The organism is Streptomyces marianii, from assembly GCF_005795905.1.
In the GTDB taxonomy this organism is placed as follows: Bacteria; Actinomycetota; Actinomycetes; order Streptomycetales; family Streptomycetaceae; genus Streptomyces; species Streptomyces marianii.
In genome coordinates, this window is record NZ_VAWE01000001.1 from 7,658,795 (window position 1) to 7,680,755 (window position 21,961).

The window sequence follows — 21,961 nt, forward strand, 5'->3', positions numbered from 1 at the left end:
GGTCAGGTGGATGCCGGCGATCGCCAGGGTCCCGCCCCGGTCCAGGGCCTCGAGCGCCTTCGGTACGAGGGTCCCGGCGGGGGCGAACAGGATCGCGGAGTCCAGGGGCACGGAGGGGCGTCCGGCCGGGCGGACGCGGCGCCCAGCTCGAGCGCCAGCCGCCGCGCCTTCGGCGAGCGGGTGACGACATGGACCTCGGCGCCCCGGGCCACGGCGAGCTGGGCGGTCAGATGGGCGGCGGCGCCGAAGCCGTAGACGCCGAGCCGCCCGCCCTGCGGGAGCTCGGCGCGCTCCAGGGCCCGGTAGCCGATGATCCCGGCGCACAGCAGCGGGGCCGCGTGCTCGTCCGGCAGGCCCTCCGGGAGCCCGTACACGTACCGCGCGTCCACGACCGTGCGCCCGGCGAACCCCCCGTGGATGTCCCAGCCGGTGTAGCGCGAGGCGGGGCAGAGGTTCTCCCGCCCGGTCCGGCACCAGCGGCACCGTCCGCAGGTTCCCGCCAGCCAGGCCGCGCCCACCCGGTCACCGGGAGTGAATCCGCCGGCGGACGGGCCTGCGGCCAGCACCTCGCCGACGATCTCGTGGCCCGGCGTGCAGCGTGGCAGCCGGGGCGGCAGGTCGCCCTCGGCGAGATGCAGGTCCGTGCGGCAGACACCGCACGCGAGGACGCCGAGCAGCAACTCGCCGGGACCGGGTTCGGGGATCTCCCGCTCGACGCGGCGCAGCGGACCCGAGGCGATCGGCGCGGGGTGCTCGACCACCCAGGCGTGGGTCGTGCCGGAAGTCGGGAGTGCCGTCATCGCTCTCCTGCCGTACCGCTGGAACTCTCCTGCCGTACCGCCGGGACAGGACACATCGTATCGGCGGGCGGCGCGGCCGGACGGGTGAGGACGTCCGGCGGGCCGCGGCAACGGTTCTGTGGTCTATTCCTAGTGGCATCCCACTCGATGGTGACGCGTACGTATGACGGCGCCGCGACCGGGTAGCCAACGGCGCATAAGCCTCACGCAGTGAAGGAGGTCGCCATGAAGCGAGCCAGGCAGCACGGGAAGCCCGTTCCCAAGGCCGAGGAAGAGCTCGACAGGGAAATCATGGATGCCGCGCCGGAGATGACCGGGCGCCGCCGAGCACGCGGCGGTGCGGGGGACGTTCTCAGGACCAGGCGACAGGCCGGGGAGGGCGTGCCCACCGGCAGCCGGCTGCCGTAGACGGCCTTGTGGCGGCGGGCGTTCCGGCTCCGGCAGGAACGCCCGCCGCGGCGTTTCCGGGGCGGCGGCTGGAGGCGGCAAGGGGCGCGGCTCCCGCAGCGGCGGCGGGCCCGGTCGGCGCGCGCCCCGTGCCGGGCCCTGGACGGGCCCGCGGTCGATCGCTCAGCGTGCCGGTTCGACGGCACACGGTTAATGTGATCGGAAGGTGCGTTCCGCGAACGCGGTCCGGGCCGTCGACGGGTCGACGTCCTCGATCAGCGCGGTCCTCCGGTGCGACCCGGGCGTCCGGGAACCGTCTTGCGTGCACACCTCCTCCGAACGGCTGCCGCCGTTCCCGATCCGGCCCGCCCGCGGCCGTCGGAACTCCGCCGAATCGACAGGCAGGCAGGTGATCGCGTTGATCGGGTCGAGAAGAACGTCCGCGTACAAAGGCACCTCGTCAGAGGCGATCCTTCATCAGTACGACTTCCTGGGTGAGTTCTACCGGCTGACGCTCGGCCCCGAACTCGTCTACTCCTACGGCATGTGGGAGGACGGCGACACTCTCGAGTCGGCACAGCTCCGCAAGCTGGACCACCATGTGGAGGCGGCGCGGGCGGCGGGCGCCGGCCGCGTGCTCGACGTCGGCTGCGGTTGGGGCAGTCTCCTGCAGCGGCTGGTGGAGAACCACGGCGTGGGCCATGCCGTCGGGCTCACGATGAGCCCGGGCCAGGCGGCATGGGTCCGCCAGAAGGGCTGGCCGAACTGCGAGATCCTGGCCGAGAACTGGTTCGACCACGAGCCGGACGCCCCCTATGACGCGATCATCGCGATCGAGGCGATCGAGCACTTCGCCGGCACGACCATGCTGCGGCGCAAGCGCGTGGCCAGTTACCGCACGTTCTTCGAACGCTGTCACACCTGGCTGCGGCCCGGCGGGCGCATCTCCCTCCAGGCCAATGCCTGGAACGGCGGCGGCTGGTTCACCTCCCTGGTGCTCCCGCCCCGCCGTCCCGCCGGGCACGAGGGGAACGGCGGCGGGCGGATCCGGACGGCTCTCAAGGACGTCCGGGACGGCTTCGACAACGTCCGCGAAGGCATGCACGCCTCCCGCAAGGTCTTCCCCGAGGTGTTCCTCCCGACCCGGGGCGAGCTCTCCGAGGCGGCCCGCGGCCTGTTCCGGATCCCGGAGGTGCGCAGCGACCCCGACGACGGTGTGAAGACCGTGGCGAGCTGGCTGGAGCGGGCGCAGGCCAACCGGGCCAGGGGGGCCGAGCTCATCGGGGCGGACGCGGTCGCCGACATCATCAGGGAGCAGCGCACCGCGCTGAAGTTCCTGCGCGAGCGCCGCTACACCGCGCTGCGGATGGTCTTCGAGAAGGTCTGAGCCTCGGGCGGCCCCTCGGTGCGGTCCGAGGCCGGGGCCGGGTCGCCGCGCGACCCGGCCCCGGCTCGCGCCCTCGTTTGCCGGTTCCGGTGCCTTGGATAGGGTGATTCCTGAGAAAATGCACCCGAAAGGCTGCACCGGTGCTGGGCGAGCAGCGCTCATCCGGAGTCGCGGGGGAGTTCCCGGCCCGCGCTGCGCCCCCGCTCCCCGGGGTGAGGCGGTCGCGTGGACATTCACGAGCCGATCAGCAAGCTGCCCGACCAGCCCCTGACAGTGGTCGGGTACGCGGGTGTGCTGCGCGAGCTGCTGCCGGTCGCGCTCTGGCGGGCGGACGCGGGCGGACGCATCGTCGAGTGGTCGCTGGCGGCCCGGGACGTCCTCGGTCATTCGCCGGAGGACCTGCTCGGCCGCGACGTCAACCAGGTGCTCGTCCCGGAGGGCAACCGGGAGCTGGCCGAGCAGCTCGCCCAGCGCGTTCTGGCCGGTGAGACGGTCGTCGGTACCCTCCCCGTGCGCCATCGCGACGGACACTTCGTGGCGATGGAGATGTGGATCTGCCCCGCGGCGGACCCGCAGGGCGAGACGGGAGTCATGGCGATCGCCGTCGAGACCTCCGCCGTCCTGCGCATGCGGGACTCACTGGCGGCCATGGAGGGCCTGTTCACCCAGTCGCCCATCGGGCTCGCGATGCTCGGCCCCGACCTGCGCTATCTGCGCGTCAACGAAGCGCTGGCCCGGATGAACGGCGTGCCCGCGGAAGGCCATCTCGGCAAGCGGCCCACCGAGGTCGTCCCCGGGGTCAACGTCGAGGTCCTCGAGTCGCTGATGCGGGAGGTCCTGCAGCGGGGCGAGGCGATGGTCGACGTACGGGGCGCCGCCCGCACCCCCGCCGAGCCCGACCGCGACCGCATGTGGTCCTGCTCCTTCGCCCCGCTCCTCGACATCACCGGGCGCCGGCTGGGGCTGATCGCCTCGCTGATCGACATCAGCGACCAGGAGGAGGCCCGCTCCCAGGCCCGCCGGGCCGAGGGGCGGTTCGCGCTGCTCGCGGACGCCGGGACGCGCATCGGCACCACCCTGGACCTGCGCCGGACCGCCGAGGAGGTGGTGCAGATGCTGGTGCCGGAGATCGCCGACTCGGCCGACGTCCAGCTGCTGGAGGAGGTCCTCGGCCCCGACGAGGCCACGGAGTCCAGCAAGGGCATGGTGCGCCGGATGGCGGCCGTGTTCCCCGAGGCGGACGCTCCCACCGCGACGCTCGTCGCCGGCACCACCTACCAGGTCCCGCTCGGCTCGGTGTACGAGCGGGTCATCGCCGACGGCAGGCCGATGGACCTCTTCCGCAGCGATCTGCCGACGCTGTTCCCCGGCCCCGGGGACGAGCGGCTGCGCGAGTACTTCGGCGCCCGCATCCGCTCCGCGCGCCTGGTGCCGCTGGTCGCCCGGGGGAAGGCTCTCGGCGCCGTGGTGCTCACCCGTACCCGGGACCGCGAGCCGTTCGACGAGCTGGACAAGGTGCTGATCGACGAGCTGGTCGCCCGGGCGGCGCTCAACATCGACAACGCGCGCATGTACACCGGCCAGCGGGAAGCGGCCCTCACCCTTCGGCGCAGCCTGTCGATCGCCGCGCTGCCGGAGGTGACCGGGCTGGAGCTCACCGGGCGCTATCTGCCCGCCAGCGACCACGAGGTCGGCGGCGACTGGTTCGACGTGATCGCCCTGCCCGACGGCAGGACCGGACTCGTCATCGGCGACGTGATGGGGCACGGCATGCACGCGGCGGCGGTCATGGGACAGCTCCGCACGGTGGTGCGGACGCTGGCGCGGCACCACGTCCCCCCGGCCCGGATGCTCCACTCCCTCGACGCCGCCGTGGCCGATCTCGGGGAGAACGAGATGGCCACCTGCGTGTACGCCGTCCACGACCCGGTGGCCGGGGACTGCCTGATCGCCCGGGCGGGCCATCCGCCCCCGGCCGTGGTCGCCCCGGACGGCGCGGTCGCCTTCCTCGACCGCTCTCCCGGTACGCCGCTGGGCACCGGCTGCGCGGAGTTCCGCACCGAGAGGGTGCCGCTGGCACCCGGCGCCCTGCTGGCGCTCTACACGGACGGGCTGATCGAGGCCCGCGGCAGGGACCTGGACGAGGGCATGCGGGAACTCGCCACGGCACTGCGCCATCTCGACCTGCCCCTGGAGGACACCTGCGACCGCGTCCTCTCCCGGCTGCTGCCCTCGGCGCCACGCGACGACGTGGCGGTACTGCTGGCCAGACGCTCCCGGCGGCGGGCGGCGCGGTGACACCGGCGTCGTTCCCGGACATGTGGCCCCCCGCAGGCCCCGGAGGACCGGGAGAACGGCCGGTGCGGCGGGTGGACGAGTCCCGTGCGGACGCCACCGGCGCCGACCGCGACGACTACCCCTTCGCCGTCGCGGGCACGGCGGCGGCACTGCTGGACGGCGCCGGTACCGTCGTGGCCCTGACGCCGGCCGCCGAGGTGCTGCTCGGCCGGCGGTCCGCGGACGTCTGCGGGAGGCCCGTACGGGAGCTGCTGGCGGACGCGGGCGGCTGGGAGGCCCTGCTCGCGCAGCGGATCGGCGTGCCGAGACGGGACGAGGCGCCGGATCCGGCCGGCGCGACGGCCGCCGGCCGGGGAGAGCAGGGTCCCCCGGATCCGCCGGCGGGCGGCTGGGAGGGCCGGGCGACGCTCCGGCACGGCGCCGGACACGACCTGGACGTCGGCTTCGGCGTTCTTCCCCTCGACGCGGGCCGTGGCGACGGCACGGCCCGGTTCCTGGTCGTCGGTGCGCCCGCCGACGCTCTCGTGCGGTGGCGGCAGGACCGCGCCCTCACCCGGGAGCTGTTCCTCCAGGGCCGGGTGGGGCTCGCCCTCTTCGACGCCGGACTGCGGCTGCTTCGGACCAATACCCACCTGCTGCCCTACACGGGCGTGCCCGTCGATCTCGGTGGCCGGCGCCTCGGGGACTTCCTCCGCGCCGAGGACGCCGACACCATCGACGCACAGCTGAGGGAGGTCCTGCGTACGGGCGCCCCGCTGATCGGCTTCAACACCGCCGTGCGCACCCTGGCCGACCCGCTGGGCGGCCGGGAACTGTCCTTCTCGGCGTTCCGGCTGCTGGAGTCCGACGGCCGCGCGATGGGCGTGGCGACGGTCTTCACCGATGTCACCGACCACCAGCGGGCACGCGGCCGGCTGGAGCTCCTGTACCGCGCCACGGAGGCGCTGAGCGGATCGCTCTCGGTCATGCGCACCGTCGAGGACCTGGCGGAGGTCCTGGCACCCGCGCTCGGGGACCGCGCCGCCGTGGACCTCGCGGAGACCGTGCTGACGGGCGGCGAACCGCCGGCGGACGGCCGGCACACGCTGGTGCTGCTGCGGATGGCCGTCGCCGGGGCGGAGGACGGCGTACCGCGGACCGGCACGGCACATGTGGAACCGATCGACGCCCCTGACGGGCGCGACCCCGGGGACCTCGCGGGCAACGGCCGCGGTGTGCTGGTCACCGGACTCGGCCGGGACGCGGTGCCCCCGGGCGGTGCTCCGGAGTGGACGGCCGCCGTGCCGGGCGCCCACTCGGCGATGGCCGCCCCGCTGCGCGCCCGGGGCATCATGTTCGGCAGGCTCGTGGTCTGGCGCACCGGGCACCGCCCGATCCTGGACCTGGACGATCTGGTGTTGCTGGAGGAGATCGCCGCACGGGCCGCGCTCGCCGTGGACAACGCCCGCCGCTACACGAAGGAGCGCCGCACCGCCGTGGGCCTCCAGCGCAGCCTGCTGCCGCCCGCGACCTGCGAGCGGCCCGCGCTGGAGGCGGCCGGCGCCTATCTGCCGGCCGACGCCGACAGCGGCGTGGGCGGTGACTGGTTCGACGTCATCCCGCTGTCCTCGGCCCGGGTCGCCCTGGTCGTGGGTGACGTGGCCGGTCACGGACTGCACGCCACGGCCATGATGGGGCGGCTGCGCAGCGCCGTACGGGCGCTGGCCGATCTCGACCTGGAACCCGAGGAACTGCTCGCGCACCTGGACGACCTGGTCCTCCAGGTCGCCACCGAGGCCGAGAGCGAGGAGCCGGGCAACGGGAACACCGGCATCCCCCTTCCCGGCGGTCCGGCCGGCGCCACCTGCCTGTACGCCGTCTACGACCCGGTGGCCCGGAGCTGCGTCATGGCGAGCGCCGGGCATCCGCCGCCCGCGGTCGTCGCGCCGGACGGCACCGTGGACTGGTTCGACGTGAGCCCCGGCCCGCCGCTCGGTGTCGGCGGCTGGCCCTTCGAGGCCGTCGAGCGCGATCTGGCGCCGGGCAGTGTCCTGGCCCTCTACACCGACGGCCTGATCGAACGCGGGGAGGGAGACATCGACGAGGGCATGCGGGACCTGGCGGACCGGCTGATTCGTGCGGAGGTGGTGGAGCGGCCGCTGCGCCACGCCCGCCACGACATCGTGGCGGACCTCCCGCCGGGCCGGCTGAGGGACGACGTCACGCTGCTGCTGGCCCGTACCCGGGAGGTGCCCGCGGGTTCCACCGCCACCTGGCTGCTCGACGCCGATCCCGCCGTCGTCTCGGACGCGCGCCATCTGGTCCTGGAGCAGCTGACCCGCTGGGACCTCGACGAACTGGGCTTCACCACCGAGCTGATCGCCAGTGAGCTCGTCACCAACGCCATCCGCTACGCCGGCGGTCCCGTACGCCTCCGGCTGATCCGGACCGACGCGCTGACCTGCGAGGTCTCCGATCCGAGCAACACCCAGCCCAGAATGCGCCGGGCCCGGACGTCGGAGGAGGGAGGCCGCGGTCTCTACCTCGTCGCCCAGCTCTCGCGCCGCTGGGGCAGCCGCTACACCAGAGAGGGGAAGACCGTCTGGTCCGAGCAGCCCCTGCCCCTCGTTCTCGCCGGCCACTCACCGTGAGACCGTGGGCGGGCGGTACTCGGCCGGCTGTGGGGCAGGCCACTGTCGAGAGGGGAGCCGCACCGAGATATCTTGATGTCGAGCAATGTTGCAGACGTGGAGAGCGGAGCACCCGGTGAGTGACTCGACCATCATCTACACACACACTGACGAGGCCCCGGCCCTGGCGACGTACTCGTTCCTGCCGGTGATCCAGGCGTACGCCTCGACGGCCGGAGTCGCCGTGGAGACCCGGGACATCTCGCTGGCGGGGCGGATCATCTCCCAGTTCCCGGAGTACCTGGAGGAGGGCCAGCGCGTCGACGACGCCCTCGCCGAGCTCGGTGAACTGGCCAAGACCCCCGGCGCCAACATCATCAAGCTGCCGAACATCTCGGCTTCCATCCCGCAGCTGAAGGCCGCGATCGCCGAGCTGCGGGAGCAGGGCTACGCGCTGCCCGCCTACCCGGACGACCCGAAGACCGACGAGGAGCGCGACATCCGCGCCCGCTACGACAAGGTCAAGGGCAGCGCGGTCAACCCCGTGCTGCGCGAGGGCAACTCCGACCGCCGCGCGCCCGCCTCGGTCAAGAACTACGCCAGGGCCCACCCGCACCGCATGGGTGCCTGGACCTCCGAGTCCAAGACCAACGTCGCGACCATGACCGGCGACGACTTCCGCTCCACCGAGAAGTCCGCCGTCGTCGCCGAGGACGGCACGCTCCGCATCGAGCTCCTGGGAGACGACGGCAGCACCACCGTGCTGCGCGAGTCGGTCCCGGTCCTCGCCGGCGAGGTCGTCGACGCGTCCGTGATGCGCGTGGCCGTGCTGCGCGAGTTCCTCGGCGAGCAGGTCGCCCGCGCCAAGGCCGAGGACGTGCTCTTCTCCGTGCACCTCAAGGCCACGATGATGAAGGTCTCCGACCCGATCGTCTTCGGCCACGTCGTACGGGCCTTCTTCCCGAAGACCTTCGCCGAGCACGGTGAGGCCCTCGCCTCGGCCGGCCTGACCCCGAACGACGGTCTCGGCGGCATCCTCAAGGGTCTGGAGTCGCTCCCCCAGGGCGACGCGGTCAAGGCGTCCTTCGAGGCCGAGCTCGCCGAGGGTCCCGCCCTGGCGATGGTCGACTCCGACCGCGGCATCACCAACCTGCACGTGCCGAGCGACGTCATCGTCGACGCCTCGATGCCGGCGATGATCCGCACCTCCGGCCACATGTGGGGCCCGGACGGCCAGGAGGCCGACACCCTCGCCGTCATCCCGGACAGCAGCTACGCGGGCATCTACCAGGTCGTCATCGACGACTGCCGTGCCAACGGCGCCTTCGACCCGGCGACCATGGGCTCCGTCCCGAACGTCGGTCTGATGGCCCAGAAGGCCGAGGAGTACGGCAGCCACGACAAGACCTTCGAGGTCGCGACCACCGGCACGGTCCGCGTCGTCGACGCCGACGGCAACGCCGTGCTCGAGCAGACGGTCAGCGCCGGCGACATCTTCCGCATGTGCCAGACCAAGGACGAGCCGATCAAGGACTGGGTCAAGCTCGCCGTCACCCGCGCCCGCGCCACCGGCGACCCGGCCGTGTTCTGGCTCGACGAGGGCCGCGCGCACGACGCCCGGCTGATCGAGAAGGTCCGCCGGTACCTGCCGGAGCACGACACCGAGGGCCTGCAGATCGAGATCATGGCCCCGGTCGACGCGATCCGCTTCTCCCTGGAGCGCATCCGCCGCGGCGAGGACACCATCTCCGTCACCGGCAACGTGCTGCGCGACTACCTGACCGACCTGTTCCCGATCCTGGAGCTGGGCACCAGCGCCAAGATGCTGTCGGTCGTCCCGCTGATGAACGGCGGCGGACTGTTCGAGACCGGCGCCGGCGGCTCCGCGCCGAAGCACGTCCAGCAGCTCGTCAAGGAGAACTACCTCCGCTGGGACAGCCTGGGCGAGTTCCTGGCGCTCGCGGTCAGCTTCGAGCACCTCGCCACCACGACGGGCAACGCCCGCGCCCGGATCCTGGCCGACACGCTCGACCGTGCGACCGGCACCTTCCTCAACGAGAACAAGTCGCCGAGCCGTCGCCTCGGCGGCATCGACAACCGCGGCAGCCACTTCTACCTGGCGCTCTACTGGGCCCAGGAGCTGGCCAGGCAGACCGACGACGCCCAGCTCGCCGAGGCGTTCGCCGCGCTGGCCAAGACGCTGAGCGAGCAGGAGAGCACCATCGTCGACGAGCTGATCGCCGTGCAGGGCTCGCCCGCCGACATCGGCGGCTACTACCAGCCGGACGCGGCCAAGGCCTCGGCGGTGATGCGCCCGTCGCAGACCCTCAACCAGGCGCTCGCGACCCTCGGCTGAACCGCGGGGAGCAGGGACGCCCTCCCGCGTGGGGACGCCCTCGTCCCGGCAGCCCTCCGCCCCGTCCGGTGCACGACCACCGGACGGGGCGGTCCCGTCGGCGGTCCCGGGGAGCCGCGGTGAGGCCCGGCCCGCGTGCGCGGGGAACCTCGCGGTGTTCGGCGTCCTCCCCGGCGTCGCGGCCGTGCCGGCCGGCGTCCGCCCGGGGCGCTTCCGGACCGCCGCTTCCCGCCGGAGCCCGCTCAGCCGTTCCCCGCGTCGGCGTCGTGCCCTGTCCGGTGCACGACCACCGGACGGGGCGGACCCGTCGGCGGTCCCGGGGAGCCGCGGTGAGGCCCGGCCCGCGTGCGCGGGGAACCTCGCGGTGCTCGGCGTCCTCCCCGGCGTCGCGGCCGTGCCGGCCGGCGTCCGCCCGGGGCGCTTCCGGACCGCCGCTCCCCGCCGGAGCCCGCTCAGCCGTTCCCCGCGTCGGCGTCGGCCTTGATCATGTCGGCGCACTTCTCGCCGATCATCATCGTCGTGATGCACGGGTTGACGGTGGTGAGCAGCGGCATCACCGAGGCGTCGGCCACCCGCAGGCCCCGTACGCCCTTGACCCGCAGGCGCGCGTCGAGCGGCGACTCCGGATCGTCGTCGCCGCCCATCCGCACCGTGCCCGCAGGGTGGTAGACGGTGTTGTGGGTCGCGCGCACATAGGCGAACAGTTCTTCGTCGCTCGTGGTGCCGGGCCCGGGGGCGAGCTCCGCACCGGCCCAGTCCCTCATCGGCGTGCGGGAGACGATGTCCCGTGCCAGCCGCAGCCCGTACGTCATCACGCGGACGTCGTGCTCGTCGGTGAAGTACCGGGGGTCGACCAACGGCTTGTCGCGGAAGTCCCGGCTGCGCAGCCGGACCGTGCCCAGCGAGCGGGCCCGGGTCACGTTCGGCGTCAGCGAGAAGGCGTTGTCGGACGTGGGGTAGCCCTGCCGGTAGGTGTTCAGGTCGAAGGGCACGGAACCGTAGTGGAACATCAGGTCCGGGCGGTCCAGGCCGGGCACGGTGTCCGCGAAGATGCCGATCTCCCACCACTGGGTGGAGGTGGTCACCATGGGCTGCTTCGCCTCCCACATGATCACTCCCTCCGGGTGGTCCTGCAGATGGGAGCCGACGCCGGGGGCGTCCACCCGGACGTCGACCCCGACGTCCCGCAGATGCCCTCCCGGGCCGATGCCCGACAGCATCAGCAGCTTGGGCGAGTCGATCGCCCCGCAGGCCACGACCACCTCGCCACGGGCGGTCACCACGGAGGTGTGGACGGTGTCCGGCTCCAGGTACTCGACACCCGTGCACCGGCCGTCGGCCGAGAACAGCAGACGCCGCGCCCGTACCCCGGTCCGTACCTCCAGGTTCGGCCGGTTGCCGAGCACCGGGTGCAGATACGACACCGACGCGGACGAACGGGTCCCGTCCGGGCGGGCGTTGATCTGGAACCAGTTGGCGCCCCGTACCACCGTCGTGCCGGCGTTGAACGGGGTCGTCGGGATGCCCGCCTCGGCGCAGGCCTCCAGCAGGGCCCGCCCGCAGGGGTCCCTCGGGGGTACCGTCCGCAGCCGCACCGGGCCGGAACGCCCGTGGTGCTCGCCGGGCGCGTCGTTGTTCTCCAGCCGTCGGTACAGCGGGAAGCAGTCCGCGGCGCTCCAGCCGGTGCAGCCCGTCGCCGCCCACCCGTCCAGATCCTCCGCGGGTGCCCAGAACGCGATGCAGGAGTTGTGCGACGAACAGCCGCCGAGGACCCTCGCCCGGGCATGGCGGAGGAAACTGTTGCCGTTCACCTGCGGTTCGACCGGGTAGTCCCAGTCGTATCCGGACTCCAGCAGGGCCATCCAGCGCTCCAGCACCAGGATGTTGTCGTCGCCCACGTCCGAGGGACCGGCCTCCAGCAGGCAGACGCTGACGTCCGGGTCTTCGCTGAGCCGGGCGGCGACGACGGCGCCGGCCGTGCCGCCGCCCACGACGACGTGGTCGAACTCGGGCGGGGACAGGGGTGAGGCCATGGCATCTCCCAAGTCGTCGGGGAGCCGTCGGGCCGTTTCCGGACGCGTCCGGGCGTGCCTGGAGGGCTCGTCAGGAGCCGCCGGACCACCGGTCGGCGCGGACTCGTACGCGTGCTCGGCGAGCACGCCCGTCCGGTGGCGCCGGACGCATGGGTTCCGGCTCGTACCCCCGTTCCGCGGTCGACGAGTCGTCGCGGCGGCCGGGGCCCAACGGGTCCCTCGGGTACCGGGCCCGTCCCGCGTCCGCCGTCATGCGAACCACCTCTGCGGGCTCGGCGCGAGATTGCGCCAGATGTGCTTGGCCTCGAGATACTCGGCCAGGCCGGCCAGGCCGAGTTCGCGGCCGAACCCGGACTGCTTCATCCCGCCCCACTCCGCCTGCGGGACGTACGGATGGAAGTCGTTGATCCACACCGTGCCGGCCCGCATCCTCGAAGCCACCCGGTGGGCCCGCGCCGGATCCCCGGTCCAGACGGCTCCCGCGAGCCCGTAGACCGTGTCGTTGGCGAGCGCCACCGCCTCCTCCTCGTCGCGGAACCGCTCCACGGTCAGCACCGGGCCGAAGGACTCGTCGCGCACCACGGTCATGTCCGGGGTGCACTCGTCCAGCACCGTCGGGAGGTGGTAGAAGCCGTCGGCGAGCTCCGGGTCCTCCGGTCGGGAGCCGCCGCAGCGCAGGACCGCGCCCTCGGCGACACCGGCCGCGACGTACGCCTCGATCTTCTCCAGATGCCCGGCGGAGATCAGAGGGCCCGCGCGGGCGTCGTCGTCGAAGGGCCCGCCGAGCCTGATGGACTCCGCCTGCTTGACGAGCTCCGCCACGAACGCGTCGTGCAGATCCTCCTGCACCAGTAGACGTGCCCCGGCCGAGCAGACCTGGCCGGAGTGCAGGAAGACGGCCGTCGCCGCGTAGTCCACCGCCGCCTCGAACTCCGCGTCCGAGAACACCACGTTCGGGTTCTTGCCGCCGAGTTCGAGCGCCACCTTCTTCACCGTCGGCGCGGCGGCCGCCATGATGCGGCGGCCGGTGACCAGGCCGCCCGTGAACGACACCATGTCCACCCTGGGGTCCTCGGTCAGCGGAGCCCCGACGGCACCGCCCGCGCCCAGCACCAGGTTGGCGGCGCCGTCGGGCAGCCCCGCCTCGGTGAGCAGCCGCATCAGCATCACCGCGGTGTGCGGGGTCAGTTCACTCGGCTTCAGGACGAACGTGTTGCCGGCGCCGAGGGCCGGGGCGACCTTCCACGACGTCTGGAGCAGCGGGTAGTTCCACGGAGTGATCAGCGAGCAGACCCCGACGGGCTCGTGGACGACCCGGCTGTCCACGTCCGGCAGTCCGGCGTCGACGACCCGGTCGTGGCCGCCCGCCGCCACGAGATGACCGAACCAGCGGAAGCACTTGGCGATGTCGTCCATGTCGTACGCGCTCTCCACCAGCCGCTTGCCCGTGTCCAGCGACTCGGCGCGGGCGAGTTCGGCCTTGTCGCGCTCCAGCAGGGCGGCGGTGCGCAGCAGCAGTTCGCCGCGTTCGACGGCCGGGGTCCGGGGCCAGGGCCCGCTGTCGTAAGCGTCCCGGGCGGCGGCAACGGCGGCGGAGACGTCCTCCGGTCCCGCCTCGTCGACGGTCGCCACCAGTGTGCCGTCGGCCGGACAGCGGATCTCCCGCTTCCGCCCGCCGGCCGCGGCGGTCCAGGTACCGCCGATGAAGAGCTCTGGCATGTGGGGCCACCTCCGGGTTCGGACGGGCGGGCGTACCGGAGCGCTTTCCGAGTCGTGCGGTTCTTCGCGTTTCTTCTGCTTCGAGGCTAGAGAGCCCGGGCCCGCTCTGCACCGCGAGCGTGCCCGGCGCCCGGAAGCCGCCACGCCGGGTGCCCGCACGGCCACCCAGGGTGTGCGCGCCCAGGGGCTCGTCCGTGCTCCGCCGTGTGTCCTTCCCGGTGTCCGTTCGCCGTGCGGGCCCGCCCGCCCAAGATCGGCGTTGTCAGTGGGCGCCGCTAGGTTCAGTCGTGTCCCGCCGGCCTCACTCTTCCGGCAGGGACTTCCCGTGCTGTGCGAAGGAGATGGGTGCGTTGTCCGACTGGGAGAAGCGGAGCGCGGCGCGCTTGGTGGCGCCCGCGCGACCGCGAAAGCTCGCCAAGGTCCCGTTCGTCGAGCTGGCTGACGGACGTCTGCAGGGCGTGGTGTCCAGCGGCTCGGACATCGAGCGGGTCTATGTGTCGTCGGTCGAGGCGGGCACGTACGCGTTCGCCTGCAGCACGAACAACAACCGGCCCTGCGGCGGTGCGCGCGGCTCGTACTGCAACCACATCCGGGCCCTGGTCGGCGAAGCCGTGCTGCAGTACGGTGCCGAGCGCGTCGCCCGATGGCTGCGGGTCGACACGGGAGACGAGGAACCGACGGCGGCCGGCGTCACCGCCGCCATGGCCGCCACCCGCCCCGCGCAGGCGGAGGCGAAGACCGCCGCTCCCGTGTTCAGCCGGTTCCTGCGCCACCTGGCCTACCTCGAACTGACCCCCGACACGGTGCCGTTGCCCGAGATGCAGTGGTTCCCGCAGGCCAGGGCGGTGGCGTGATGCGCACCGCCCTGCTCACCGATCCGGTCGACGGGCTCGACGAGGCCCTGGCCGCCGTGGACGCCTTCGACCGTGCTCTCGTCGGCGGACTCCACCGTCCCCAACCCGCCCAGGCCGGCGGGCTGGCCGAACTCGCCGACGCCGTGGCGGGCACGCCGCTGGCCTCCCGGGCCGCCGAGGCGGCCGGGAAGGCGGCGGAAGGGGCCGCCGGCGAAGACCACTTCGTCGCCCTGGCCGCCGCGCGCACGGCGCTGCTCGGCTCCGTCCACGACGCGCTCGTCGCCCGGGTCGACGAGGCGACCGGCCGTTCGCGCCTCGAGGAGACCGCGCCCCCGCCCGCCCAGCGCCCTGCGGCGAACCCGTCGGCCGCCGCCCGCTCCTGGCTCTGCGACGTGGCCCGCGCCGGATGGCAGGGCATCGACCACGAACTGGTCTCCGGGGCCGCCCAGGTGGTCTCCGCGATGCTCCCCGACCCGGCACTGCGCCGGCCCGCGACGCTCCTGGACGGCTTCGCCGCCGAGCTCGCCGCCTCCTGCCCGGGGGCGACGCTCGAACGCGTCCCCGTGCGCCGCTGGGCCGACCTCTGGTCGCGGGCGATGCTGCTGACGCTGCCCGGTGCGGCCGAGGTGGCCACGCCCGGTACGGCCACCGGCAGGCTGCTGCCGCTCGGCGTCGACGTCCACGAGCACGCGACCGCCGCGCAGGCCCAGGTCCACGCGGTGTTCGAGCCCGCGGACGGCACTGCGCCCCGGCTGGTGCGCGCCGCCGTGTCCGCGCCGAAACCGGACACGGTCGTGGGGGCGGGCGTCTGGCAGCTGCTCCGTCCGCACATGGCGCTGCTGGCGGCCGTGAGCGAAGGGAGCTCGATGGATCTGTCCGGTATGCCGATCACTGCGGAGGGCGACCTGATCTGGGACGACGAGCGAGCGCGCCCCGGTGGGCCCGCCGATGCCCTCGCCACCGCCCGTGTCGCCCTGGCCGCGGCCGCGGCCACGGCGGCCGCACCGCTGGACCGCCACCCGGCGCGTATCGCCGAGCCGGTGTTCCTGGAGGGCTACACCGTACGCAAGGACGGCGGCGTACTGCTGTTCGAGGTCGCCGGGCATCCCGTGGTCGTCGACGCCTGCCGCCTTCCGGCCGCGGGCCCGCTGACGCCGGAGGCCGTCGAGGTGTCGGGCGCGTGCATCGGGCTGCTCCGTTGGGACGCCGGGGTGTTCAGCGTCCAGCCGCTCGCCGTCGAGACGACCGTGCGGAAGAGGACCGTGGCGGTGCACGGCGGGGCCTGGGCCGGCGGCACGACCGACAAGGCCGGCCTCAGGGCGGAGAAGGCCGCCACCGACGCCGTGAAGGTGCTGCGCGAGCGGGCGGGGAGGCTGCTGCGGAAATGACCGAGCAGACGACCGCACCCGAGCACAGGGACCGGCACCCCGAGGCGGACGCCCACGACAACCGCCGCCAGGTCCTCTACTGGCGGCTCCTCGCCCGCCTCTTCGACCGCGAGGAGCAGACGACCCTGGAGTCGGCGAGCCTCGCCGTCGTCGAGGACATCGGGCTGCCGCCCGCGCTGCTGGACCCGCAGGCGTCCGTCGACTCCGTCGTGCAGCGACACCCGGAGCTGGCCGCCGAGTTCGACGGGCTGATGGCTCCCCGGCCCGACGGCGGAACCGGCCGTGGATCCGTTCACCGGCCCGGTCCCGGCGCCGGGACCGTCGACCGGACCGACGGCGGGTCCGCAGCCGAGCCCGGGCCCCGTTCCGCGGCCTCGTCCGCACCCGAGCAGGAGGCCCCACCCGCCACCGGCAGCGGTTCCGCGGCGGCCGGGCCCGGAGCCGGCGCCGTACCCGAGGCGGGGTCCCCGGCGGGATCCGGATCCGGTCGCGCACCCGTGGCAGGGCTCGGTACCGGTTCCGAATCCCCGGCGGCCGGGACCGTCGCGGCACCCGCAGCCGAGCCCGGGGCCGTACCCGAGGCGGACGACGCCGACGGGGCGGACGGACGCGACCGCGCCGCCGAAGTGCGCCGCGCCGCACTGGTGTCGAAGGTGCTGCTCAACGTCTTCGCTTCCGGATCCGGCACGGTCACCGCCGGGCAGCTCTCGCGCTGGCAGTCCGACGCGGGCTGGCTGGAGCGTGCGCTCGGCTGCCGGCCCGGTGAACTGCGCGGCGGCCGGACCGGCGGCGGCGCGGCCGGCCGGGGCGTCGGTCCCATCGGCACCCGTGGCGGTGGGGCGCCCGACCTCAGCAGGCTCGTCCCGGCGATCGGCCCGGAACTCGGCGCCATCGAGGCAGACCTCGTGCGGCGCATGCATCTGCGCGAGGTCCTCGCCGATCCCCGGCTCGCCTCGCAGCTCACCCCGAGCATGTCGCTGATCGAGCAGCTGCTGCGTGACAAGAACAACCTCTCCGGTGTGGCGCTGGCCAATGCCAAGGCCCTGATCCGCCGCTTCGTCGACGAGGTCGCCGAGGTGCTGCGGACCCAGGTGGAGAAGGCCACGGTCGGTGCCCTGGACCGCTCCGTGCCGCCGAAGCGCGTCTTCCGCAACCTGGACCTCGACCGCACGATCTGGAAGAACCTCACCAACTGGAGCCCGGAGGAGGAGCGGTTGTACGTCGACCGCCTCTACTACCGGCACACCGCGCGCAAGACGACGCCGCAGCGGCTCGTCGTGGTCGTGGACCAGTCCGGCTCCATGGTCGACTCGATGGTCAACTGCACCATCCTCGCCTCGATCTTCACCGGGCTGCCGAAGGTGGACGTCCATCTGATCGCCTACGACACCCAGGCCCTCGACCTCACCCCCTGGGTGCACGACCCCTTCGAGACCCTGCTGCGCACCAACCTCGGCGGTGGTACGGACGGAACGGTCGCCATGGCGCTGGCACAGCCGAAGATCGCCGAACCCCGCAACACCGTCGTGGTGTGGATCTCGGACTTCTACGAGTGGCGGGGCGAGCAGCTCTTCGAGTCCATGGCCGCCATCCATCGGTCGGGGGCCAAGTTCATTCCCGTCGGTTCGGTGACCAGCTCCGGCCGCGGAAGCGTCAACCCCTGGTTCCGGGAGCGCTTCAAGGACCTCGGCACACCGGTCATATCCGGTCACATACGCAAGCTCGTCCACGAACTCAAGACGTTCCTCGCCTGAGGGCAGCCCCGCCCCGTCCCGACGAGAGGCGCGCCGGCAACCGCCCCGCAGCCGTCAGTCTCCCCTCGCGGGCCGTGCCCCCAACCGGCCGCGGCGTCCTCCGCCGGGGCACCTCGGCCACGCCGACCTCTCCTCGGGCTGACCCGTCTACACGCTCCCACGTCTACACGCTCCCACGTCTACACGCTCCCACGTCTACACGCTCCCACGTTCAGAAAGGCCCTGACATGTCCGAACTGCTGCGCGCCCCCGCCGAGATCAAGTACGCCGAGGAACTCGACTGGCTGGAGTCGATCGACGACAGCCCCAAGCCCTTCTCCTGGCGGCTCTCCCCGAGGATGGTCCGGCTGTTCGTCCTGGGGGCGGAGCGCTCCGACGGTCTCGACAGGGACATCTCCCAGAAGTGGTTCGGCGACCGCAGCTTCGTCGAACGTGCCGTCGTGACCCTGGCCTCCGACCGCGGCCTGCTGCTCATAGGCGATCCCGGCACCGGAAAGAGCTGGCTCGCCGAACTGCTGTCCGCGGCGATCTGCCGCAACTCCACCCTGGTGGTTCAGGGCACGGCCGGCACCACCGAGGACCACATCAAGTACTCGTGGAACGTGTCCATGGTCATCGCCAAGGGCCAGTCCCGCGAGTCGATGATTCCCTCGCCGATCATGACCGCGATGGAGACCGGTGCGATCGGCCGCTTCGAGGAGCTCACCCGCTCCACCAGCGACGTCCAGGACGCCCTGATCTCCATCCTGTCGGAGAAGTACGTCTCGGTCCCCGAGCTGGACAGCGACGGCATCGTCTTCGCCAAGCCCGGCTTCTCCGTCATCGCCACCGCCAACAGCCGTGACCGGGGCGTCAACGACCTGTCCTCGGCGCTCAAGCGGCGTTTCAACTTCGTGCGCATCCCGGTGGTGACGAACAAGAAGAGCGAGGCGGAGATCGTCCGCTTCCGCACCGAGGAACTGCTGCGCCGCCACCAGATCGAACTGGACGTACCGCCGACGCTGCTGGACGTGCTGTTGCAGAGCTTCGCCGACCTGCGCGCCTCCTCGGCTTCGGCCGGCAGCGACGACGAGAAGCTGGAGTCCGCGCTGTCGACGGCCGAGCAGATCGGCGTGCTGGAGGACGCGATCCTGCACAGCAACTTCTTCGGCGAGCGCGCGCTGACCGCCCACACCCTCGCCTCCTCCCTCGTCGGGTCGCTGGCCCGGCGCGAGCCCGAGGACCTGGCCATCCTCAACAAGTATCTGCACGGCGTCGTCGAGCCGCGCAGCAAGGAGGAGGGCGGCTCCTGGCCGGAGTTCCTGGAGGGCGGCCGCGACGCGATCGCCACCCTGTCATGAGCGCCGCCCAGGAAGGGACGTTCACCGAGCTGCGGTCCCAACTGCAGGCAGCGGCGGCGGCCTTCGCCGACGGCCCGGGCGCGCTGGAGGGCATCCTGCTCGGCATCGTCGACGACGTGGACCGCGCGGTGCGGGAGCCCCTGGAGATCTTCCCGGTCTGCCACCACTCACCCGCCTCGGCGCTCGCGATGGCGCGGCGGCTGAGGGAGAAGCAGCCGAAGGTGGTGTACCTCGAGCTGTGCGAGGACATGGCCCCGCTCCTCACCGAACTCCGCAACTGCAGACTCCCGGTCGCGGTGCAGGCGTTCGCCACCGAGGTCGAGGGTTTCCCGGCTGACTGGTCGCCGCTCTCGGTGGTCGCGCCCATCACCGAGGCGTCGGCCGAGTACCAGGCGATCGCCTACGCACTGGACACCCCGGGTGTTGAACTCGTTCTCGTCGACCGGTCCTCCGACCATGTGTTCCAGTGGGACGCGCGCGGTGCGGCACCCTCCGAACCCTCCGAACCGTCCGGTCCGGACGCGCCGGCCGACGAGGAGGCCGCCCTGCACGGGGAGGCGGTCGGCGTCGAGATCGGGGACCTCCGGCCCCGCTTCGCCGAACTGGAGGAGCATCTGCTGCGCCACGGCCGGGTCCGCCACTGGTCGGAGTGGTGGCACCAGTACGTGGAACTGCCGCTGGGGGACAGCGACCACGACACCTACCGGCAGGTCATGCTGCTGATCGGCAGTCTGTTCCGCCGCCTCGCTCCGGGTGACCCCCGGCGGGTGGGCGTGGACGAGGACCGCGAGCGCTACATGTGGACCCGGATGCGCGAGCACCTGGCCGCCACCGGCACGGATCCCGCGGACTGCCTGTACGTCTGCGGTGCGTTCCACGCGGCCAGCCGTGTGGCCGAGTTCGGCGTGGACGGTGCCGACGGCTTCGAGATCGGGCCCCGGACCGCGACCAGGTGGCAGCACGGTCTGATTCCGTCCAGCCATGCCGCGATCGAGGCGCAGTTCGGCCTCGCCGCCGGCTCGGTCTCCATCGCCTCGACGGTGTGGGCGAAGAACGTCAGGCGCACTCGTGTCGAGCCCTTCCGGCTGGCGGGACAGGCGGGCACGAAGAAGCGGGCGAAGGCGGCGAAAGCCGGCCCGGCAGCCACCGACACGGCGGAGCCCGCCTCCGACAGGCTCTCCGGATTTCTGCGGCGGCCACCCGTCCTGGACCGGCTCGACGAGGCCGAACTGCTCGACTGGTCGGTCGAGATCGTGCGAGCGGCGCGTCGCAACGGCTATCTCGCCTCCACCGCCGACGCCATCGCCGTGTTCGAGACGTCGATCCTCCTCGCCGGGATGCGTGACCGCGCCAAGCCCACCCCGTACGACTTCCAGGACGCGGCCGTCACCTGCATCGAGAAGGACACCGTGCCGGGCCGGCGCGATGTGCGCCGGCTCGTGGAGATCATGATGGGCGGCGACCGGATCGGCCAGGTCGGCTACGACGCACTGCCGCCCCTGGCGCGCGACGTGCACGACCGGCTCGCGCCGCTTGGGCTGAAGCTCCAGCAGCGCGGGGTGCAGCGGGCGTTGCTCGACATCGCCTCCCGACCGGAGCTGGAGAAGTGCTCCGACCTGCTGTGGATGCTGCGGTACCTGATGCCGCAGGGCGCGGCGCGCCCGATCATGGGGGAGCGGCGGCTCGGTGAGCGCCCCATCCAGGAGTCCTGGGACCTCGCGCTGGGTACCCACCAGCGTGCGCTGATCGAGCTCGGCTACGAGGGAGTCAGTATCGAGCAGGTGCTGGAGCAGCGGTTGCGGCGCACGGCATACAGCCCTCGGGCCACGACGGCCGTCGTCCTCGAGGCCGTCGAGGACGCGACGCTCCATCTGCGCAGCCGGCGCCTCGCCGACGAGCTGGGCACCCGCGCCCTGGAGGTGCTGGCCACCGAGCGCAGCGTCGACGGCGCCCCCGAGGTGCTGCGCCGGGTGCGCGGACTGCTGGCGTACTACCGGACCGGTCAGCCGGTGCTGCCGCCGTGGGTCGAGTCCTTCGTCAAGACGGGGTACGCGCACTACTGCACCCTGCTGCCGACGGCGTTCACCGACGAGGACGCGACCGTGCGCCAGGTCGCCGCGATGCTCGGGTTCCTGTTCAGCATGGAGGGCCTGGCGCTGTCCCTGGGCTGCGACCGCAGGCAACTGGAGCTGGCGGTCGCGGCGTCGCACCCCGAGGAGCCGGCGAAGGTCGCGCTGCTCTGGGCGGCGCGGACCCAGCTCGGCAGCCTGTCCCGGGCGGAGTTGCGGGCACGCTGCGACGAACTCCTCGGCAACCCCTTGGTGGTCCCGGCCTATCCGCGTTACCTCAGCGGGTTCCTCCAGGCGCTGGAGCCGGTCCCCGCCCTGGCCGACTTCGTCGTGGAGGCGGTGTCCAACGCCTTCGCCCGGCTGCCGGACGCGGTGCTGCTGCCGTGGCTGCCGACCCTCATCGGCACCCTGCGGTCCGGCGGCGCGGAGCAGGCGCCGCTGCTGATCCGCGAGGCCGGCCGGATCTTTCCCGGGCGGCTCGGGGCCCTCGACTCATGGGTGCCCCCGTGGCGTGTGGAGCCGGACCCCCGGGCAGAGCCTGCCGCCCTGCCGGGGGGCGCCGGCCGCGGTGTCCCGCTGCTCGCCGCCCACCCCGTCACCTGCGACGCGGTGGCGGAGCTGCTGGGCTGCGACGGCGGGTGGGAGACGACGGACCCGGGCCCGCGCGGCGCGGTACTCGTCCACGCCCATCCCGGTACGGCGGCGGCGCTGCAGGCTCTGCTGGCCCCGCCCTGAGCCGGTTGGACGGTGAGTCCGGCCCGCCCGGCCGCGGGGCGGCGCACCGGGCTCACCGCGGCCCCTCGTCGCGACCGGTTCGGACGGCGGCCGTCGGGCACGGGACGGGACGCCGTCACGGGCGCCCGTCCGTGGTGGGCACGCGGTGTCCGTAGGGGCGGGGTGAGCACGGGCCAGGTCCAGGCGTCGCCGGAGCTCTCCGTTCCGGTGCCGGCCGCGGAACGGGGTCTCC

13 protein-coding genes are annotated in these 21,961 nt (G+C 73.0%); 10 read left to right on the forward strand and 3 right to left on the reverse strand.

All coding sequences use genetic code 11. The annotated features are described in order from the left end of the window. Positions 1-2 precede the first annotated feature (2 nt). Complete coding sequence (locus FEF34_RS34650; RefSeq protein ID WP_234042667.1) at positions 3-800, reverse strand: zinc-binding alcohol dehydrogenase family protein; 798 nt, start codon at positions 798-800, stop codon at positions 3-5. A 225-nt stretch (positions 801-1,025) separates the two neighbouring features. On the opposite strand from FEF34_RS34650, the gene FEF34_RS34655 reads away from it, so the two are divergent. The 5 genes from FEF34_RS34655 (at position 1,026) to FEF34_RS34675 (ending at position 9,837) form a co-directional block, all read left to right on the forward strand. Next, positions 1,026-1,208, forward strand: coding sequence for a hypothetical protein (locus tag FEF34_RS34655; protein WP_138056686.1), 183 nt, complete (start codon positions 1,026-1,028; stop codon positions 1,206-1,208). A 301-nt stretch (positions 1,209-1,509) separates the two neighbouring features. Continuing rightward, a complete protein-coding gene (locus tag FEF34_RS34660) occupies positions 1,510-2,574 on the forward strand; it encodes an SAM-dependent methyltransferase (RefSeq protein WP_234042668.1) in 1,065 nt (354 codons plus the stop codon). Positions 2,575-2,799: 225 nt separating this feature from the next. After that, positions 2,800-4,872 (forward strand): SpoIIE family protein phosphatase, encoded by a 2,073-nt coding sequence (locus FEF34_RS34665; protein WP_138056687.1) that lies wholly within the window; start codon positions 2,800-2,802, stop codon positions 4,870-4,872. Between the two features lie 71 nt (positions 4,873-4,943). After that, positions 4,944-7,502 carry a SpoIIE family protein phosphatase gene (locus tag FEF34_RS34670; RefSeq protein WP_234042669.1) on the forward strand — a complete coding sequence of 853 codons (2,559 nt, stop codon included), beginning with the start codon at positions 4,944-4,946 and terminating at the stop codon, positions 7,500-7,502. 115 nt (positions 7,503-7,617) lie between these two features. Next, entirely contained in the window at positions 7,618-9,837 is a 2,220-nt protein-coding gene (locus FEF34_RS34675) for an NADP-dependent isocitrate dehydrogenase (RefSeq protein WP_138056689.1), read from the forward strand. A gap of 452 nt (positions 9,838-10,289) precedes the next feature. On the opposite strand, the gene FEF34_RS34680 is transcribed toward FEF34_RS34675, so the two are convergent. Both FEF34_RS34680 and FEF34_RS34685 read right to left on the reverse strand, forming a co-directional pair. Then, positions 10,290-11,870: a GMC family oxidoreductase gene (locus FEF34_RS34680; RefSeq protein WP_138056690.1), complete on the reverse strand. Its 1,581-nt coding sequence runs from the start codon at positions 11,868-11,870 to the stop codon at positions 10,290-10,292. Between the two features lie 249 nt (positions 11,871-12,119). Beyond that, positions 12,120-13,589, reverse strand: a complete 1,470-nt coding sequence (locus FEF34_RS34685; protein ID WP_138056691.1) for an aldehyde dehydrogenase family protein — start codon at positions 13,587-13,589, stop codon at positions 12,120-12,122. A 341-nt stretch (positions 13,590-13,930) separates the two neighbouring features. On the opposite strand from FEF34_RS34685, the gene FEF34_RS34690 reads away from it, so the two are divergent. The 5 genes from FEF34_RS34690 (at position 13,931) to FEF34_RS34710 (ending at position 21,729) form a co-directional block, all read left to right on the forward strand. Next, positions 13,931-14,443 carry a hypothetical protein gene (locus tag FEF34_RS34690; protein WP_171053210.1) on the forward strand — a complete coding sequence of 171 codons (513 nt, stop codon included), beginning with the start codon at positions 13,931-13,933 and terminating at the stop codon, positions 14,441-14,443. Further along, complete coding sequence (locus tag FEF34_RS34695) at positions 14,413-15,831, forward strand: hypothetical protein (RefSeq protein WP_138056692.1); 1,419 nt, start codon at positions 14,413-14,415, stop codon at positions 15,829-15,831. The genes FEF34_RS34690 and FEF34_RS34695 overlap by 31 nt, the downstream gene beginning before the upstream one ends. Further along, positions 15,828-17,585: a vWA domain-containing protein gene (locus FEF34_RS34700; protein ID WP_138056693.1), complete on the forward strand. Its 1,758-nt coding sequence runs from the start codon at positions 15,828-15,830 to the stop codon at positions 17,583-17,585. Before FEF34_RS34695 ends, FEF34_RS34700 begins: the two co-directional genes overlap by 4 nt. Positions 17,586-17,812: 227 nt before the next feature. Next, positions 17,813-18,925: an ATP-binding protein gene (locus tag FEF34_RS34705; protein ID WP_138056694.1), complete on the forward strand. Its 1,113-nt coding sequence runs from the start codon at positions 17,813-17,815 to the stop codon at positions 18,923-18,925. Continuing rightward, positions 18,922-21,729 (forward strand): DUF5682 family protein, encoded by a 2,808-nt coding sequence (locus FEF34_RS34710; RefSeq protein WP_138056695.1) that lies wholly within the window; start codon positions 18,922-18,924, stop codon positions 21,727-21,729. The genes FEF34_RS34705 and FEF34_RS34710 overlap by 4 nt, the downstream gene beginning before the upstream one ends. Positions 21,730-21,961: the final 232 nt, after the last annotated feature.

Bases quoted from the DNA above. Each gene is read 5' to 3' on its own strand.
- FEF34_RS34700 (WP_138056693.1), top strand. From the start codon at position 15,828: ATGACCGAGCAGACGACCGCACCCGAGCACAGGGACCGGCACCCCGAG.
- FEF34_RS34690 (WP_171053210.1), top strand. From the start codon at position 13,931: ATGGGTGCGTTGTCCGACTGGGAGAAGCGGAGCGCGGCGCGCTTGGTG.
- FEF34_RS34685 (WP_138056691.1), bottom strand. From the start codon at position 13,589: ATGCCAGAGCTCTTCATCGGCGGTACCTGGACCGCCGCGGCCGGCGGG.
- FEF34_RS34710 (WP_138056695.1), top strand. From the start codon at position 18,922: ATGAGCGCCGCCCAGGAAGGGACGTTCACCGAGCTGCGGTCCCAACTG.
- FEF34_RS34705 (WP_138056694.1), top strand. From the start codon at position 17,813: ATGTCCGAACTGCTGCGCGCCCCCGCCGAGATCAAGTACGCCGAGGAA.
- FEF34_RS34680 (WP_138056690.1), bottom strand. From the start codon at position 11,870: ATGGCCTCACCCCTGTCCCCGCCCGAGTTCGACCACGTCGTCGTGGGC.
- FEF34_RS34650 (WP_234042667.1), bottom strand. From the start codon at position 800: ATGACGGCACTCCCGACTTCCGGCACGACCCACGCCTGGGTGGTCGAG.
- FEF34_RS34655 (WP_138056686.1), top strand. From the start codon at position 1,026: ATGAAGCGAGCCAGGCAGCACGGGAAGCCCGTTCCCAAGGCCGAGGAA.